The 17333-nt window shown below is 66.0% G+C and carries 19 protein-coding genes; all 19 read right to left on the reverse strand.

Annotated features, from left to right (window positions below; all coding sequences use genetic code 11):
• The 19 genes from RHEC894_RS09135 to parA all read right to left on the reverse strand — a co-directional run bounded on the left by RHEC894_RS09135 (position 1) and on the right by parA (position 17265).
• The gene (locus tag RHEC894_RS09135) at positions 1–1221 is read right to left on the reverse strand and encodes a TrbI/VirB10 family protein (RefSeq protein WP_010069281.1); all 1221 of its coding nucleotides are present in this window, start codon (positions 1219–1221) and stop codon (positions 1–3) included.
• Positions 1218–2267: a P-type conjugative transfer protein TrbG gene (trbG, locus tag RHEC894_RS09140; RefSeq protein ID WP_085737023.1), complete on the reverse strand. Its 1050-nt coding sequence runs from the start codon at positions 2265–2267 to the stop codon at positions 1218–1220. The genes RHEC894_RS09135 and trbG overlap by 4 nt, the downstream gene beginning before the upstream one ends.
• Complete coding sequence (gene trbF / locus RHEC894_RS09145; protein ID WP_085737024.1) at positions 2264–2947, reverse strand: conjugal transfer protein TrbF; 684 nt, start codon at positions 2945–2947, stop codon at positions 2264–2266. Before trbF ends, trbG begins: the two co-directional genes overlap by 4 nt.
• The gene (trbL, locus tag RHEC894_RS09150) at positions 2947–4311 is read right to left on the reverse strand and encodes a P-type conjugative transfer protein TrbL (protein ID WP_085737025.1); all 1365 of its coding nucleotides are present in this window, start codon (positions 4309–4311) and stop codon (positions 2947–2949) included. The genes trbF and trbL overlap by 1 nt, the downstream gene beginning before the upstream one ends.
• Before the next feature lie 4 nt (positions 4312–4315).
• A complete protein-coding gene (gene trbK-alt, locus RHEC894_RS09155) occupies positions 4316–4705 on the reverse strand; it encodes a putative entry exclusion protein TrbK-alt (protein ID WP_085737026.1) in 390 nt (129 codons plus the stop codon).
• 10 nt (positions 4706–4715) lie between these two features.
• Positions 4716–5492, reverse strand: coding sequence for a P-type conjugative transfer protein TrbJ (trbJ, locus tag RHEC894_RS09160; RefSeq protein ID WP_085737027.1), 777 nt, complete (start codon positions 5490–5492; stop codon positions 4716–4718).
• Entirely contained in the window at positions 5489–7945 is a 2457-nt protein-coding gene (trbE, locus tag RHEC894_RS09165) for a conjugal transfer protein TrbE (RefSeq protein ID WP_085737028.1), read from the reverse strand. Before trbE ends, trbJ begins: the two co-directional genes overlap by 4 nt.
• 12 nt (positions 7946–7957) lie before the next feature.
• A complete protein-coding gene (locus RHEC894_RS09170; RefSeq protein WP_085737029.1) occupies positions 7958–8239 on the reverse strand; it encodes a VirB3 family type IV secretion system protein in 282 nt (93 codons plus the stop codon).
• Entirely contained in the window at positions 8239–8571 is a 333-nt protein-coding gene (locus RHEC894_RS09175; RefSeq protein ID WP_085737030.1) for a TrbC/VirB2 family protein, read from the reverse strand. The genes RHEC894_RS09170 and RHEC894_RS09175 overlap by 1 nt, the downstream gene beginning before the upstream one ends.
• Positions 8568–9551 carry a P-type conjugative transfer ATPase TrbB gene (trbB, locus tag RHEC894_RS09180; RefSeq protein ID WP_085737031.1) on the reverse strand — a complete coding sequence of 328 codons (984 nt, stop codon included), beginning with the start codon at positions 9549–9551 and terminating at the stop codon, positions 8568–8570. The genes RHEC894_RS09175 and trbB overlap by 4 nt, the downstream gene beginning before the upstream one ends.
• A 170-nt stretch (positions 9552–9721) precedes the next feature.
• Complete coding sequence (locus RHEC894_RS09185; protein ID WP_010069303.1) at positions 9722–10156, reverse strand: ribbon-helix-helix protein, CopG family; 435 nt, start codon at positions 10154–10156, stop codon at positions 9722–9724.
• Between the two features lie 8 nt (positions 10157–10164).
• Positions 10165–12150 carry a conjugal transfer protein TraG gene (locus RHEC894_RS09190; protein ID WP_085737032.1) on the reverse strand — a complete coding sequence of 662 codons (1986 nt, stop codon included), beginning with the start codon at positions 12148–12150 and terminating at the stop codon, positions 10165–10167.
• 25 nt (positions 12151–12175) lie between these two features.
• A complete protein-coding gene (locus RHEC894_RS09195) occupies positions 12176–13915 on the reverse strand; it encodes a VirD2 family relaxase/mobilization nuclease (RefSeq protein ID WP_085737033.1) in 1740 nt (579 codons plus the stop codon).
• A 244-nt stretch (positions 13916–14159) separates the two neighbouring features.
• The gene (locus RHEC894_RS09200) at positions 14160–14921 is read right to left on the reverse strand and encodes a lytic transglycosylase domain-containing protein (RefSeq protein WP_085737034.1); all 762 of its coding nucleotides are present in this window, start codon (positions 14919–14921) and stop codon (positions 14160–14162) included.
• A gap of 3 nt (positions 14922–14924) precedes the next feature.
• Positions 14925–15272: a DUF736 domain-containing protein gene (locus RHEC894_RS09205; RefSeq protein WP_010065862.1), complete on the reverse strand. Its 348-nt coding sequence runs from the start codon at positions 15270–15272 to the stop codon at positions 14925–14927.
• Positions 15273–15318: 46 nt separating this feature from the next.
• Positions 15319–15864, reverse strand: coding sequence for a S26 family signal peptidase (locus RHEC894_RS09210; protein ID WP_085737035.1), 546 nt, complete (start codon positions 15862–15864; stop codon positions 15319–15321).
• The gene (locus RHEC894_RS09215) at positions 15861–16379 is read right to left on the reverse strand and encodes a DUF2840 domain-containing protein (protein ID WP_085737036.1); all 519 of its coding nucleotides are present in this window, start codon (positions 16377–16379) and stop codon (positions 15861–15863) included. The genes RHEC894_RS09210 and RHEC894_RS09215 overlap by 4 nt, the downstream gene beginning before the upstream one ends.
• Positions 16376–16630 carry a hypothetical protein gene (locus RHEC894_RS09220; protein WP_010068358.1) on the reverse strand — a complete coding sequence of 85 codons (255 nt, stop codon included), beginning with the start codon at positions 16628–16630 and terminating at the stop codon, positions 16376–16378. Before RHEC894_RS09220 ends, RHEC894_RS09215 begins: the two co-directional genes overlap by 4 nt.
• On the reverse strand, positions 16627–17265 hold the full coding sequence (parA, locus tag RHEC894_RS09225) for a ParA family partition ATPase (protein WP_010068359.1): 639 nt from the start codon (positions 17263–17265) through the stop codon (positions 16627–16629). Before parA ends, RHEC894_RS09220 begins: the two co-directional genes overlap by 4 nt.
• Between the last annotated feature and the right edge of the window lie 68 nt (positions 17266–17333).

Raw genomic sequence — 17333 nt, forward strand, 5'->3', positions numbered from 1 at the left:
TCAGCCTCCATAGGGTTCGAGGATCAGGTCGCGCGTCACGATCACACGCACCGGAAATCCGGGGCGGATCGTCAGTGTGGGCGCGATGTTCAACTGCCTGCGCACAATCTGCTGGCCGGCATCGTTGATTGTATCCTGACCGCCATTGCGGATTGCCTGGATCAAACGGTCGTCATCATTGGCGGCGAGCTCGGCACCGACGCTGAGCAGCGTCGATAGGCCGGCCGCCTTGGCGAGATCCCACCAATGGTAGTCGACGCCATCCTGCAAGCCGGCGTAGCCCTCGGCGTCAGCACCTGGCTGACGCTCGAGCACGATGGAGCGTCCATTCGGAAAGATCAGCCGGTTCCAGACCAACAGCACGCGGCTCTGACCGAACTGCACATTGTTGTCATATTGGCCAATGACGCGCGTACCTTGGGGCACCAGCAGGATGCGGCCGGTCGGGCTGTCATAGATGTTTTCCGTGACCTGTGCTGTGATCTGACCCGGCAGATCTGAACGGATTCCGGTGATCAACGCTGCCGAAATCACTGCGCCGGCCTGGAGAATGTTGGGCGATGCCGGCGCTGCGACGCGATCGGGCGCCACTGTCCTGCGATCGGCTGCCGCGTTGAGGAATGCGCTCTGGCGGTCCTGCGCCGATGGCGTAGCTGGCTGCGGTGCTAGCCCGAGACTTGCCAGGTCTGGCGCGGGCGGGAGCGCCGCGGCAGCTCCCGCCGCGGCGGGTGCGCCCCTGCTTTCTGAGCCCGAGAAAAGGCGGCTGGTACGGGCGGTCTCGATCTCCTGAAGCCGGCGCTGCTCCTCCGGACTGATACCGGGATTGGGCGTGGCGACGCCCGGTGTGGGCACCGGCCGGCCGCGATCTTGATTGCTGAGTATCGGTCGTCCGAGATCGCCGGGCAGCGGAGGGCCGAGTTGCGGAACGCCGCTATAGTCTCGTGGCAGCCCGGCAAGGCCATCGGCGGTCGAGCGGTTCTCTGTGGAATAGAGTTCCTCGTTCGACCGACCGCCATCGCGGGTCTGGAGCGCGTAGATGAGCGCGCCACCCAGCCCGACGCTGGCCACCAGGCCCACGCCGGCGAGAACCTTCCGCGACAACCGGGTGACGCGCGGCGGCTCGGCACGTAGGCGCATGGGCGCAGGCCCGACCGGCTCGCCGGTCAGCGGCTGCGTCTCATCATCCGGCACTTCCTCATTCCGGGGATCGGGTTCGCTCACGACGCCGGCCTCCCATCAGTGCGCGTGATGCGAACGCGCCTCTGGCGATCGCCGGAACCGAAGCGCAGTTCGGCCGCAGCAAACAGCCGGTCGACAATCATGTGGTGTCCGCGAACGCGGTAATTCACCAGTTCGGAGGTGTTGCCCTCGGGACCGACGACGAAGAGCGGCGGCATCTCACCCTGTCCGATACCGCGCGGGAATTCGATGAAGACCTGGCGGCCGTCGTCGAAGGCGCGCAGGGGCCGCCAGGGTGCGCGGTCGCCTTCGATTGCATAGCGGAAGTTGACGTTGGCGAGATCGACGCCACTCGCCACCGGCTGGGCGGCTTGGGCCTCGGCGTTCTGGCGACGCAGGGCGATGAGCTGATCCTGCGGATACTGCCAGGAGACCGACGCCATGTAGGTGCGCTCGGTGGAGCGCAGTTCCATGTGATAGGTGCGCATGTTGGTGTTGATGACGAGGTTGGTCATCAGTTCGGCGCGCGTGGGCTTTACGAGGATGTGGATCTGGCGCGTTGCGCCCGATCCGCTTTCGGTATCGCCGATGATCCAGCGCACCGTGTCGCCGGCTGCCACGGGGCCTGCGCCGACGAGCTGTTCGCCGGGTTGCAGCGCGATGTCGGTAATCTGCCCGACGGCGGTATAGACCTGATACAGCGCCCCTTGCGTCCAGGGATAGACCTGCATCGAATTGATGAAACCGTCTCGCACCGGCTGGACACGGGCTGCCTCGTTGGCCTGGTTGACGCGAGCGGTCGGATTGGCGGGCTCGGGAGCGCGGCGCGTCGTTTCAACACGTTGCAACTGGCCAGGCAGCGGCAGCGGGCGCGGCAGTTCGACCACGGTAACGGGCGCAGGCGGATCGACGGTCCGCACGGCCGGCGCTGCGTTGTCATAGGAAATCTCCGGCGGCGGATTGGTGGTCGCGCAGCCGGCGAGCGTTGTCGTCGCCAGCAGGACCATGGGGATTGCGGCTCTGCGTAGAGCCGGGAATAGGAGTATGTGTGAAGCCGGGTTTCCGGCTTTACGGAAAGACGGCTTCATTGCCCAAGCTCCCGTGACCAGTTGATGGCGTTGACGTAGATGCCGAGCGGGTTCGCCCGCAGCCGATCGGCATTGCGTGGAATCTGAACGACGATCGTCAGGATCGCGGTCCAGCGCGTGGTGTCGGCGAGCTGCCCGTTCTCGTAGCGGCGTTCGACCCAGGCGACGCGGAAACTGTCGGGCGAGGCGCGGATGACGCTTGAGACATCGATGGCGATCTGCTGCCGGCCGACTTTTGCGAACGGGTCGTTCGCGCGGGCATAGTCGTTCAGGGACATGGCGCCACGATCGGTCGTGAAATCGTATGCGCGCAGCCAGTTCTGGCGGACGATGATGGCGTCGGCGGGAATACTGCGGACCTGCTCGATGAAGCGCGCCAGATGGAAAGCGATCTGCGGATCGGTCGGACGATAGTCCGCCTCGGCAGGCGCAACGGCCTGAGCCTGTCCAAGGCGATCGACCTGCACCACCCATGGCACGATCGTTCCCCGCGCCGATTGCACCACGAGCGCGGTGGCGAACCCGGCCGACAGGATGAGTGAACCGAAGGCCATGAGCCGCCAGTTGCGCGCCTGGACGCGCGAGGCGCCTATACGCTCGTCCCAGACCTGGGCGGCGCGCTGATACGGCGTCTCGGGCTCGGGTGCCTTGCCGTAGTGGGTGGAGGGTCTTTTGAACATCAGCGATCACCTTCGGATAGATTGACGGAGGAGCCGCCGCCGTGAGCGTCACCGGATCGGACGGCATGCGCGGTGGCCTGAACGGCATGGGTCATGCGCTGGGAGCGGCGCATCCGTTGCGCCCAGGCGGGCGGCCCGCCAGCATTTGCGGGACCGGCCGGACTGGCGCCGTCGCCGGCGGAGTCACCGCCGATCGAGCCCATGGTGGAAGTGCCGCCAGTCGCCTCGAACGCGGCTTTTCCCCCGGCGTCGAAGCTGGACTGCATGCTTTCGGCGGCACGCGATGCGGCGCGACGAAGCGGAGAGACGGCGGCGCTGCCGCCAGCGCGGGCAACGCCGCCGAGCCCTGATGCGACGCCAGCGGCGCCGGATTGACCGGCTGCGCCGAGGCTGTAGGCGGTGGACGCCCCACCGGCGATAGCCGCGCCGCCGCGAGCGGCAGCCGCTGCACCACCGGCCAGTGCAGCACCACCGGATGCGGCAGCGCCAACGGCGCCGACGCCGGCGGCGACCATGCCTCCTGCGGCCAGGCCCGTACCGACGGCAGCACCGGCGCTGAGCTGCGGGCCGCCGGAGACGAGACCGCTGGCGATGCCGGGACCGAAAATACCGAGACCGAGCAGCGACAGCGCGGCGAGCACGATCGCCATGGCCTCGTCGATGGTGGGGGTTGCACCGCCGAAACCGGAGGTGAACTCGGAGAAGAGTGTCGAGCCGATGCCGATGATGACGGCCAGCACGAGCACCTTGATGCCCGAGGAAATGACGTTGCCAAGCACGCGCTCAGCCATGAAGGCAGATTTGCCGAACAGGCCGAACGGGATCAGGACGAAGCCGGCGAGCGTCGTCAGCTTGAATTCGATGAGTGTGACGAAGAGCTGGATGGCGAGGATGAAGAAGGCAAGCAGCACCAACGCCCAGGCAAGGAACATGCAGGCGATCTGGATGAAGTTTTCAAAGAAGGACCAGTAGCCCATCAGGCTGGAGATTGAATCGAGCAGCGGTCGACCGGCATCGAGGCCGGTCTGCGCGACCCTGCCGGGGCGCATGAGGTCGGCGGTCGAGAAGCTGGTGCCGCTGGCCCGCAGGCCGAGACCGGCGAAGCTCTCGAAGATGATGCGGGCCAGGTTGTTCCAGTTGCCGATGATGTAGGCGAAGACGCCGACGAAGAGCGTCTTCTTCACCAGGCGGGCGATGATGTCGTCGTCGGCGCCCCAGCTCCAGAACAGCGCCGCGAGCGTCACGTCTATGACGATCAGCGTCGTAGCGATGAAGGCGACTTCGCCGCTGAGCAGCCCAAAGCCGCTGTCGATGTAGCGGGTGAAGACCTCGAGGAAGTGGTCGATGACGCCGGTGCCGCCCATGATGCTATCTCGCCTCGTCGAGCTGCGGCGGCGCGATCGGTGCGGCGGGCTCCAAGGCCGGCTGATCGATGCGGCCCGGTTGGGGAGTGACGTCGTTTCGTGGGGCTGGTGGCATCTCCGGCAATCGCTCGGCGGGTCGCGAGCCGGGCGCGAGGAAGCGGTTGCGGTTCTCCGCCCATGCACGAAGGCAGGCGGTGTCGCGGGGGCCGGCCTCGCCGAGCGTCTGGCAGCGGACCAGCTCGTCCCGAAGAGGATCGGCCTGCGCCTGCGTGGCGCGGCCGGACGGCCATGCCTCCGGCGCTTCCTCTTTCCGGGTCATTTCGATCGCGGTTGCGGTGATCGCGACCGCGACGAACACGACAGCACCCAGCCGGGCGAGCATCTTCCCATCCATCACCGTGCCCTCAGTTGCCATTCGGGAACATGCGGGCGTTGCCGGGTTGATAGCCGCTGCCCGGCGTCAGGAAGCGGCGGCGCTGCTCGCGTCCTTGCTCTGCTGCCGCCGAGCGTTCCGCCTCGGACAGGCTCTGCGCGCGGCCGTTGGCGGCGACGACCGCGGTGAGATCGGCAAGCTGCTGTGCCTGCAAGGCGAGGAGCTGATTGCCGGCCTGCGTCGCCTGAAGCGCGCCGGTGGCGCCCTGACTCTGGCCGACCAGCGCCGACATCTGGGTGCGGTTCGTGTCGATGTTGCCAACGACGCCGGCTTGGACACGCATCGCATCCTGAAGGCCACCGACGGTATTCTGCCAGCGCTCGCGTGCATCGGTGACGAGCTGCTGATCCGAGGCGGACATCGAGGCGTTGCCGTAGGTCGTGCGAAACGCCTGGTCGATGTTCTGCACATTGTAGGCAATGCGCTGTGCTTCACCCAAAAGCTGCTGGGTGCGTTGGACGGACTGCTGGAGCTGCTGGAGAGACGAAAACGGCAGGCTCGTGAGGTTGCGGGCCTGGTTGATCAGCGAGGTCGCCTCGTTCTGAAGCGAGGTGATCTGGTTGTTGATCTGCTGGAGCGACCGCGTGGCGGTCAGAAGATTCTGCGCATAGTTGGTGGGGTCATAGACGATCCGACCGAACTGCGCGTGCGCTGGCGTCGCCACGAACAGAATGCTGGAAACAGACGCGGCGAAGAGCGCGGCGGTCATGCGCAGTGCGCGCGAGCGGGTGCGAACGGAACTGGTCATGGGTGTGCCTCCGGATTGGTTTGGGGGGTGACGTTGGTAAGGTCGGCGATGAGATCGGCGGCCCAGGCGAGCCGGTTTTCAGCAAGCCACGCTGCGAGGAATCCGTCCGTGCCGCTGCGGGCGTGGACGTCAGCGATCAGTGCCTGGTGCTGCTTTGAAGAGGCGGCGCAAAGCGCCAACGCCACGTCTGACAGACCCAGCTCGAACAGGCGATTTCCTCGGCGCGACTGGCAGTAATAGTCGCGTTTGGGCATCGCCCGCGCGAGGATCTCGATCTGACGGTCGTTGAGGCCGAAGCGGCGATAGATGGCGGTGATCTGCGGCTCGATCGCACGTTCGTTGGGTAAGAGGATGCGCGTCTGGCAGCTCTCGATGATGGCGGGTGCGATTGCCGAACCGTCGATGTCGGAGAGCGACTGGGTGGCGAAGATGACGCTCGCGTTCTTCTTGCGCAGCGTCTTCAGCCATTCACGAAGCTGGCCGGCGAAGCCCTCATCGTCGAGCGCGAGCCAGCCTTCATCGACGATCAGCAGCGTCGGCCGACCGTCGAGGCGGTCCTCGATGCGATGGAAGAGATAGGCGAGCACGGCGGCGGCCGCCCCGGTCCCGATCAAGCCTTCGGTCTCGAAGGCCTGAACGGAGGCTTCGCCGAGATGTTCGGTCTCGGCGTCGAGCAGCCTGCCGTAGGGACCGCCGACGCAATAAGGGCGCAGCGCCTGTTTCAGGTCGTTGGATTGGAGCAAGACGGACAGACCCGTCAGGGTTCGCTCGCTGATCGGTGCGGAAGCCAATGAAGAAAGCGCGGACCAGAGGTGTTCCTTCACCTCGGGCGTGACGGGCACGCTCTCGCGGCCCAGGATCGCGATCAGCCAGTCGGACGCCCATGCGCGCTCGGCGACGTCGTCGATGCGCGACAGCGGCTGAAGCGACACGCTGTCCTCGGCGCCTTCGGTCAGGCCGCCGCCGAGATCGTGCCAATCGCCACGCATGGCGAGCGCGGCGGCACGGATCGATCCGCCGAAATCGAAGGCGAAGACCTGGCTCGCGGGGTAGCGGCGGAATTGCAGCGCCATGAGCGCCAGCAACACCGACTTGCCCGCGCCGGTAGGCCCGACGATCAGGGTATGACCGACATCGCCGACGTGAATGGAAAGCCGGAACGGGGTCGAGCCTTCGGTTTTGCCGAACAGCAGTGGGGGTGCTGCGAAATGCTCGTCCCGTTCCGGTCCCGCCCACACCGCCGACAGCGGGATCATGTGGGCGAGATTCAATGTGCTGATGGGAGGTTGCCGGACATTGGCATAGACATGCCCCGGCAAGCTTCCGAGCCAGGCATCCACCGCGTTGATGGTCTCGGACATCGCGGTGAAGTCGCGGCCCTGGATGACCTTTTCGACCAGCCGAAGCTTCTCGGCAGCGATGCGGGGATCATCGTCCCAGACGGTGATCGTCGCGGTGACATAGGCCTGGCCGGCATAGTCCGCACCCAATTCCTGCAACGCCATGTCGGCGTCAGCCGCCTTGTTGGCTGCGTCGGTGTCGACCAGCGCCGAGGCCTCGTTGGTCATCACCTCCTTGAGGATGGCGGCGATCGACTTGCGCTTGGCGAACCATTGTCGCCGGATCTTGGTCAGCAGCTTGGTGGCGTCGGTCTTGTCGAGCAGTACGGCGCGCGTCGACCAGCGGTAGGGAAAGGCCAGCCGGTTCAGCTCATCGAGAATGCCGGGCGTGGTCGCGGTCGGGAAGCCGACGACGGTGAGGATGCGCAGATGGGCATTGCCAAGCCGGGGCTCGAGGCCGCCGGTGAGCGGCTGATCGGCCAGCAGCGCGTCGAGATACATCGGCGTCTCGGGAACACGGACGCGATGCCATTTCGTCGAGACGGTCGAATGGAGGTAGGTCAGCGTCTGGGAATCATCGAGCCATGCGCATTCCGGCATGAAAGCGTCGATGAGGTTGAGGATGCGATCGGTGCGATCGGCGAAGCCGCGCACGATCTCATGTGCGTCAACGCCGGTATGTTCGCGGCCCTCGTAGAGCCAGGTTTCGGCGCGCGCCGCATCCTCGGCCGGGGGCAGATAGAGAAAGGTGAGGAAGTAGCTGGACTCGAAATGCGCGCCGGCTTCCTCGAAATCGGCCTTGCGTTCGGCGTCGACCAGCGCCGAGGCGCTGTCGGCGAACATGCTGGCCGGATAGGTCGCAGCGCCGTGCCGCTGTGCCTCGACGAAGATGGCCCAGCCGGAGCCGAGGCGGCGAAAGGCGTTGTTTAGGCGGCCGGCGACCGCGACCAGCTCGGCCGATACGGCGCTGTCGAGGTCGGGTCCGCGAAAGCGGGCGGTGCGTTGTAGGCTGCCGTCCTTGTTTAGCACGACGCCTTCGCCGACCAGCGCGACCCAGGGAAGGAAGTCGGCGAGCCGGGTGTTACGATTGCGATATTCGGCAAGGTTCATCATCGGTGTCGCTCCTCAGACCGACAGGTGGCTGGGGATGCGCAGATGCTTGCGCACGACGTCGACGAACTGCGGATCGCGCTTCGCTGCCCAGACGGCCGCGAAGTGCCCCACCGCCCAAAGGGCGAGACCCACCAGCCAGAGGCGGAGGCCGAGACCGAGCGCGGCCGCCAGTGTGCCGTTGAGGATGGCGAGCGAACGCGGGGCGCCGCCGAGCAGGATGTGCTCGGTCAGCGCCCGGTGGACCGGAACGGAGAAGCCCGGCAGTTCGCCACCATGATCCGCGCCGTCCGTCATCAGACAAGCGCCCCGCCGCCGAACGAGAAGAACGACAGGAAGAAGCTGGACGCGGCGAATGCGATCGACAGGCCGAACACGATCTGGATGAGGCGCCGGGCGCCGCCTGACGTGTCGCCGAAGGCGAGCGTCAGGCCGGTGATGATGATGATCATCACGGCAATGATCTTGGCGACAGGCCCCTCGATCGATTCGAGGATTGACTGGAGCGGCGCTTCCCAGGGCATCGACGAGCCGGAGGCATGGGCGGCCGGCGCCAGCGCGAGCGTGAAGAAGGTGACGGACACCGCCGTTGCGATATGGCGGCGAAAGCGCATTGCATGCTGGATCATGACGGGTCTCCTGTGAGGGGCTGGGTTGCGGGGGTGACGCGGTAGTCGCCGTCGGGGCCGTGGCCTTCGACGCGAGCGAGTTCGGCCAGGCGACGCGACGCGCCGCGGCCGGAAAGGACGGCGACCAGATCGATCGTCTCGGCGATCAGGGCGCGCGGAACCGTGACGACAGCCTCCTGGATGAGCTGTTCCATGCGGCGCAACGCGCCGATGGCGGTGCCGGCGTGGATGGTTCCGACGCCGCCGGGGTGGCCGGTGCCCCAGGCCTTCAACAGGTCGAGGGCTTCGGAGCCGCGGACCTCGCCGATCGGGATGCGATCAGGACGCAGGCGAAGCGAGGAGCGCACGAGATCCGAGAGAGAGGCGACGCCGTCTTTCGTCCGCATCGCGACCAGATTGGGCGCTGCGCATTGCAGCTCGCGCGTATCCTCGATCAGCACGACGCGATCCGAGGTTTTCGAGACCTCAGCGAGCAGCGCATTGGTGAGCGTCGTCTTGCCGGTCGAGGTGCCGCCGGCGACGAGGATGTTGCGGCGATCGGCAACCGCCTGGCGCAGCGTCTCGGCCTGAGCTGCCACCATGATCCCGGCGGCGACGTAATCGTCGAGCGTGAAGACGGCGACGGCGGGCTTGCGGATCGCGAAAGCCGGCGCGGACACGACGGGAGGCAGCAGCCCCTCGAACCGCTCTCCCGTTTCGGGCAGCTCGGCCGAGACACGCGGAGCGCCTGGATGAACCTCGGCGCCGACATGATGAGCGACCAGACGAATGATGCGCTCACCATCCGCTGGCGATAGTCGCTCACCCGTATCGGAGAGCCCCTCTGATAGCCGGTCGACCCAGAGCCGCCCATCGGGGTTGAGCATCACCTCGACGATCGCGGGGTCTTCCAGAAACCGGGCGATTGCGGACCCGAGGGCTGTGCGCAACATGCGCGCACCACGAAGGATCGCCTCTGATTTCTGGTGAGTTGCCGCCACGTCGTCCCCGTTCTCTTGCGGGTCCGCGAAGGGCGGCCCTGGATCGGGGATGATTAAGGGAGCCAGTTTTCGGGCTTCCGCAACAGTATCGTGGGCGTAGTAGTGCTATGGCGTATGAATACTGACGATCGGCGGGATCGGCCTCGACTTGCGATCGCTGGAACCAGTGCCTATTCCGCGTCGTGCGCGGGCGCGAGGTCTTCGGAGATTTCTTGCCGAAGCTTCGGCCCTTGTGCGAGTCGGCGGCCGAGTGCGGTCACGAAAGCCTCATACCGTTCACCCGCCTTGGCGCGCGCGGCGACCTGCGCGGGTTCTGGCAGCGGCGGATTGGTCGTCAGCCAGAAGCGGACAAAGACGGCCAGCGTTTCGACCGAAATCCCGAGGTCGCGCTCCATGCGCGCCATGCGGCGGTCGAGCTGGTCGAGCCGCTTCGTGGTGGCGGCTTCCTGTCGCTCGGCGGCATCGGGCGACAGGAAGGAGGCAATGCCAGCCTCGGCGATCAGCGATAGAGATTGATCGCGGCGCGCAGCATGGGCGGTGAGCGCCTTCATGACATCGGGATCAAGATAGACGGAAAGCCGCTGCTTCTTGGGAGCCTTCACCATGATATCTCCTACAGCTCGATGCCATCGCCTGGATCGAGCGAGGCTTGGCGAGCGACCTGACGCATGGTCTGGGTCGCGCGGCTGAGCCGAGCGGCGTCCTCTTCGATATCGTCGCGAGGGTCGATCTCGAACTCGTTCTCAATGACGTCCTTGCGTTCGATGGTCCTGGTCCGGCTCAATTCGGGCTGATGCCGGCGTTCGGATTCCGTCGGATCTTCGTCCGCAGCCGCTTCGGCCGCGATCGGCACGGTCAATATCGGCACCTGTGGCAGCTCGAGCTTGCTCCAGTCGTCGGCCTCTCCGGTCTTTGGCTTGGTCAAGGTGGGCGGCGTCAGTATGCGTTCCTGAAGGCGGCGATCCTCGTAGTAGCGGGCTTTCTTGGCCCGGATCGGCGGGATGCCGGCGACCATGACGATCTCGTCGGACGGCGGAAGTTGCATGATTTCGCCGGGCGTCAGCAACTGCCGCGCCGTCTCGGACCGCGACACCATCAGATGGCCCAGCCAAGGCGAGAGCCTGTGACCGGCATAGTTCCGCATGGCTTTCATCTCCGTCGCGGTGCCAAGCGCATCGGAAACCCGCTTGGCGGTGCGTTCGTCATTGGTCGCGAAGCTGACGCGGACGTGGCAGTTGTCGAGGATCGAATTGTTCGGGCCATAGGCTTTTTCGATCTGGTTCAGCGATTGCGCGATCAGGAAGGCTTTCAGCCCGTAGCCGGCCATGAAGGCGAGCGCGCTCTCGAAGAAGTCGAGCCGGCCGAGCGCTGGAAACTCGTCGAGCATGAGCAGCAGGCGATGCCGGTTGCCCTTGGCCTGGAGGTCTTCCGTGAGACGACGCCCGACCTGATTGAGGATCAGGCGGATCAGCGGCTTGGTGCGGTTGATGTCGGAAGGCGGCACCACGAGGTAGAGCGTCGTCGGATGCTTGCCGCCGACGATATCGGTAATGCGCCAGTCGCAGCGGCGCGTGACTTCGGCGACGACCGGATCGCGATACAGGCCAAGGAACGACATGGCGGTCGACAGCACGCCGGAGCGTTCGTTGTCGGACTTGTTCAGCAGCTCGCGGGCAGCAGACGCGATGACGGGATGAGGTCCGGCGTCACCGAGATGGGCGGTCTTCATCATCGCGGCGAGTGTCGATTCGATCGGGCGCTTGGGATCGGAGAGGAAGGCGGCGACGCCCGCCAAGGTCTTGTCGGCCTCGGCATAGAGGACATGAAGGATGGCGCCGACCAGCAGCGCGTGGCTGGTCTTCTCCCAGTGATTTCGCTTTTCCAGCGATCCTTCGGGATCGACGAGGATGTCCGCGATGTTCTGGACGTCCCGAACTTCCCATTCACCCTTTCGAACTTCCAGCAGCGGATTGTAGGCGGCCGACTTCGCATTTGTCGGATCGAACAGCAGCACGCGACCGTGCCGGGACCGGAAACCTGCCGTCAGCGTCCAGTTCTCCCCCTTGATATCGTGAACGATGGCGGAGCCCGGCCAGGTCAGCAGCGAGGGCACGACCAGGCCGACACCCTTGCCGGACCGTGTCGGAGCAAAGCACAGCACATGCTCGGGGCCGTCGTGGCGGAGATAGTCGCGATCATGCCTGCCGAGTACGACGCCGTCGGGTCCAAGTAGGCCCGCGGCTTTCACTTCATCGGCCCGAGCCCAGCGAGCGGAGCCATAGGTCTCGACATTCTTGGCCTCACGCGCCCTCCAGACCGACATGCCTATGGCCACGGCGATGGCGATGAAACCGCCAGAGGCGGCGATATAGGCGCCTTCCACGAAGATCGGCGGCGCGTAGCTATCGTAGAAGTACCACCACCAGAAGAAGGCCGGCGGATAGTAGATAGGCCATCCGGCGAGCTCGAACCAAGGCTGCCCGAGCTGAGGTTGGAAGCCGAGCCGGTAAGCCGTCCATTGCGTCGCCGCCCACGTCGTCATCACCACGATGAGGCAGACGGTGATGAGTTGGCCCCAGAGGATTTTGGTCGCCGACATGGCGGGTACTCCTTTCTTGATCGGGTTACATGCCGAGCCCGCGTTTGCGGCCAAAGCTCCAGTCGACGCCCCCGTCGCCGCGCGAGACGCCGGAGACATGCTGGCCGAGTTTCCGTTCGAGGGATGGCGACCACGGCACGAGCTGGAAGCCGAGGCCATCGTCGATCATGGCGAAGCGACCGGATGCGAGCGCGAAGCGTTGCCGATAGCTGCCGGCGACATATTCGCCGGTCCCGGCTTTCGTGAACGGTCGTCCGGTCTCGGCTGCAAGCTTCTCGCCGAGGGCGTCGATCTCGCGCTGGCGGAGCGTATCGATCAGGCCGCGCGAAAAGCTGACCCCGCGAGATTGGCGTTCCGCGAGCCCCTGACCAACGAGATGCTCGGCTCGTCTGTCCATCGCCTGGCGGACCTCGGCGCCGAAGCCGCCGGCGCCGAGCGCTACCGGATCGCGGGCAATGGCTTGCCGATCGAGCCAGGTCGCGCCCGTCGCCGTGACCTGTCGTTCGACGTCGAGATCAGAGCGGACCGCGAGGGCGGCGCGCCGTCGGCCTTGGGCATCATCGAATCTGCGCAGTTCGACGATCGATCCCGGCGCGCTATCGCCAGCCGCGTCGAGGTCGGGCAGCTTGATATGATGGGTACGGCCATCCGTGCCGTCGACAACGGCATAGGCCGTTCCTTTCAATTCGTCGTCGAGACCGCGATCGACCAGCCGGCCGATGACCGGGTCGTCAAGGCTCTCACCGGCGAGCACATAGCTGGCCGCGCCGCGCTCGATGCCGCGTTCGGTCAGGCCACGATGGATGCGCTTGATGATGTCGCCGCGTTCACCCAGTTCGCGCAGCGTGCCTTCGGCATTTTCCGACATGACCCATTGGCCGGGGCCGACCTGATCCGCGAGGCCAAGCGTCTCCAGCTTGCGCAGCCGACCGACCTTCATGGCGTGGAACTCATCGGGCTGGCGATCGGGACTGGGCGCGAGATCGATTACGCCTGTCCTGTAGGCGTCGCGTGAAAGCTGGCGGTCGAGGTTCGTCCAGCGCTCGGCTTCGACCTGGCGTTCGAGATTGCGACGGATTTCGTGATCGGTTCGCGGGCCAAGCTCCAGCGTGACGAGATCCTGCGCGCGGGCGCGCATACCTTCCTTGATGTAGTCCCGCGAGATGACGAGGTCCTGGCCGTCGTCGGTGCGGCCACGCAAAATGATATGGACATGGGGATTGTCGGTGTTCCAGTGGTCGACGCCGACCCAGTCCAGCTTGGTGCCGAGGTCTTTCTCCATCTGGCCCATGAGATCGCGGGCGTAGGTCTTGAGGTCCGACATCTCGACCGCGTCCTCCGGCGAGACGATGAACCGGAAATGATGCCGATCGTCCTGGGTCCGCTCGGCGAAGGCCTTCGGGTCCGCATCCTCAGTTTCGGGTCCGAACAGCCGGGCCTTCTCCCCATCCCGGGTGACGCCTTCGCGCCGCAGGTAGCTGAGGTGGGCCGCGAGCGGCGCTGAGCGCGCAGTGTGGCGAACGACGCGCGTCTTGATGACAGTGTTGCGCGAACGGCTGGTGAGCAGCCGATTGGCTTGCACGGTAGCGCGCTGGCCGCGCCCGAAACGCGAGCGGTTGCCCGAGGTGACTTTGCCGGAGCGTGAGACTCGCCCCCCGGCACGCTGGGCGGCGGCGAGCGCCTGGGCGATGAAGGGGCGTGCCTGCTGCGCGCGGGTCGCGCGGATGCGGCCGGGCCGGATGCGGAAATCGTCCTCGCCGCTCATGGCCGAGGCCCTGCACATCGCGCAACGGAGCGGAAAACATTGGTGAAATGGCGAATGCGCAGGCTGCGCCGATCAGGCGCACATCGCGCAGATGCGCCATAAGTCTCTGAAAATACACAACCGAACCAAGGCGCACATCGCCCGCTTTTATCTCGCCATCGTTCGGTTGTGCTGCATGCTCCTCCCGTCCTGACCGCCCATCGCCCGCCAGAGCACGCTATTCCACGACAGGGCGCGAACATGGTCATCGCGGTCCCCCATCACCATTGCGGGCCACGAACAGGCCAGCAGATTGCGGAGCGGTGGTCGTAACGTCGCGCACCGGAGTTGCAGCCGGAGCCTCGCTCGATGCGCCATCATTTGCCGTAGGATCGGCATTGGCGGCGCGCTCGGATTGCGCGACGAAGAGCGGTGAGCGCGTCCAGGCATTGGGATCGGCGGTTGCGACCGTAACGGGAGCAAGGGCGTCCGAGCTGCCGATGATCGGTGCGAGCGTGGCAACGTAGGCGCGGGTTTCGGCCGGGAGTGGGCGGCCGGAGAGATATTCTTCATAGCGACCGGGACCGGCATTGTAGGCCGCAAGAAAGCCCGGCGAGCCGTAACGATCGTGCATTTCACGCAGATAGGCTGTGCCCGCCAGAATGTTGTCGCGCGGATCGTAGGGGTTCGAGCCGAGCCGATGACGGGCACTCAGATCGGTCCAGGTGGCGGGCATGATCTGCATCAGTCCCATTGCGCCGGCCGAGGAGACCGCGCGGACGTCGCCAGCACTTTCGACGCGCATGACCGCGCGAATCCAATGCTCCGGGACACCGAACCGTTGCGCGGCCTCGGTGATGAAGGTGGCATAGGGATCGACGCGCACCGGTCGTTCTGTCGGCGCGGTCTGCGCCTTTGCGGTGGCGCTCAGGGGCTCGGCAAGCAGAAGGCCGGAAAGGAGAAAGAGGGCTGCACGTCGGAGGGCGATCCTCCCTCCGACGACAGGCTGGATGCGCGCGGCGGGCATCGTTCAGTCCCGCTCGCCGCGCTTAGGCGGGCGATTCCAGTGCAGGCCCCAGGCGGACTTGTCGTCGGTCGACTGGAACAGGTTGGCGCGGATCGGATGATCGAAGGTCGGATCGTCGAGTTGCAGCGAGACGTAGTCGCCGGCCTTCTCGCCGGTGCGCTTCCAGCCCGCGCCGACCTCCGCGCCGGTTTCGTTGCTCATGGTGTCGAGCACATGGACGCGGAAGTCCGGTGCGTTCTCTGCATCGGACGGTTCGGCCGCGACGATAATGATGTCCTGATGCAATGACAGCGTCGTCAGGTGGCCGATGAAGCCATCATTCTCGCGCGTGAATTGACCGATCACGGGCATTGGTCGTCTCCTTCAAGTTGCGGTGGACAGGGTCATGGGCGTGCCGTCACCGCGTCGGCGCGCGCCAGACGAAGCGGCCATCGCCGTCCTCGTCGGTGTAGAGAGGGGTGGCCCGGCCGATCACGGCGGCGGCCGGAAGCGGCCCGAAGTAGCGACCGTCCAGGCTGTCGCGGACCTGCCAGTTCATCAGGAACAACTCGCCGCCCGCGACCAGTCGGCAGCCCTGCCACACGGGGAGCGGGCGACCACGACGATCGCGGTCGAGGGCGTCGCCCAACGGCACGCCGTCGACAGTGATGGCGAGCCCGGTCCGGCAAACGCGCTGTCCCGGGAGCGCGGCGACGCGCTTCAAAAGCGGCACGCCGCGCGGCAGGTAGCCGCCATCGGATAGGAAGGTTGCGAGCGGCTCGGGCGCGTCGAGCGCCACCAGGTCGGTCGCTTCGAAAGTGTCGCTTGGGCTGATCGCATAGAGGCCGATCGGCGTGCTGGCGGAGGCGTTCCAGATGAGTTTTTTCGGGACATCGACGAACGATGCGATCGCGATCCCCATGGTCACGAAATAGGTGACCATCACATAGGCGAAGCGGCTCATGGCATGATCCTCCGGCGCAGGAGGAAGGCGCGATGCTGCTGCTCGGAGTAAGTCCGCGGCGGTTCACCGATGGTCAGGCGGTTTTGGACGTGCCGCCAGTGATCCGGCGAGACGTCGGTTGCCTCGATGCCGCGCGCCTCGATGGCGTCGATGTGGTGGAGCACGCGCTCGACCTTCGGCCAGCCATCGGCGCGCAACAGGATGTCACCGCCTGGGCTCACGAACGGCAGCGACTGGCAGCGCTCACCGGGATGGATACTGCGCACGATGTCGAGGCGCGAGAGCACGGTGCCGTAGTCGTTCGACGTCCAGCGAACGAAGGCGAAGACGCTACCCGGAGCGAAAGACACGACGCGCCGACGCCGGTCGAGGATCTGTTCGGCGGTCTCGTGGCCGAACCTGATCCAGAACTCGATCTTCTTTTCGATCCACGTCAGTTCGACATGAGTGAGGACATCGGCCGCAAATGCGCGCGGCAAGCCGCTGCGCTGCGACGTGTCGGCGGCGCCGATCATCGCGGTTCTCCTTCGTTGCTGGCGAATTCGCGCTCGAACAGGGCGCGCAGCATGTCGGCGACCGTCTGCCCGCGCTGGAAGGCGGCGATCTTGATCCGGCCGCGCATATCGGCCGTCACATCGATCGTGAGCCGGGCGATGAAGTCGGCGCCGGCCTCCGCGCGCGGCGCTGGCCGGTCCGGGGCCTTGATCCAGCTCTCGGGATCGACCGGGCGGGATGCGAAGCTGTGTTTCGGGGACCGCTCGCTCATGCTCCGAGCCTCGCGACTTCGGCAGCGAGCGCGGTTATCTCCCGCGCGGCAGGCGATGTATCGTCCTGTTCGGCCGCAAGCTGACCGCGCTGCACCACATCTGCGAAGGCGATGCGCTGGCCTATGGTGGTCGCCAGCAGTGGCGGATCATGATCGGCGAGCGTTTCGGCGGTCTCTCTTGCGAGCACGGTGCGCGCAGCGCAGCGGTTGAGCACGAACCGCGCCTTGAGGTCCGGCCGGTAGATTCGCGCTTCGCCAAGCAGCGTGAGCATCTCGGCCGACGCCCAGCCGTCGAGTGGCGATGGCTGCACGGGGATCAGAACTAGGTCGGAAGCGAGCAGCGCCGAGCGCATCAGCCCGGCGACCCGCGGCGGCCCGTCGATGATGACGTGGTCGACATCGCGGGCGATCTCGGGCGCCTCGCGATGCAGCGTATCGCGCGCTAGGCCGACGACACCGAACAATCGTGGCAGGCTTTCGCGCGCCCGCTGCTGGGACCAGTCGAGCGCAGACCCCTGTGGATCGGCGTCGATCAGGGTGACGCGATGGCCTTGCCGAGCCCACTCGCCGGCGAGATGGAGCGCGATCGTCGTCTTGCCGACACCGCCCTTCTGGTTGAGCAGCGCGACGATCATGACGGTCTCCCGGCGATCGGGGACTCGTCCACAGCGGCCGAAAATGGCCGTTGCGTTAGAAAGATTCC

The sequence above is a fragment of the Rhizobium sp. CIAT894 genome, from assembly GCF_000172795.2.
Lineage (GTDB): Bacteria > Pseudomonadota > Alphaproteobacteria > Rhizobiales > Rhizobiaceae > Rhizobium.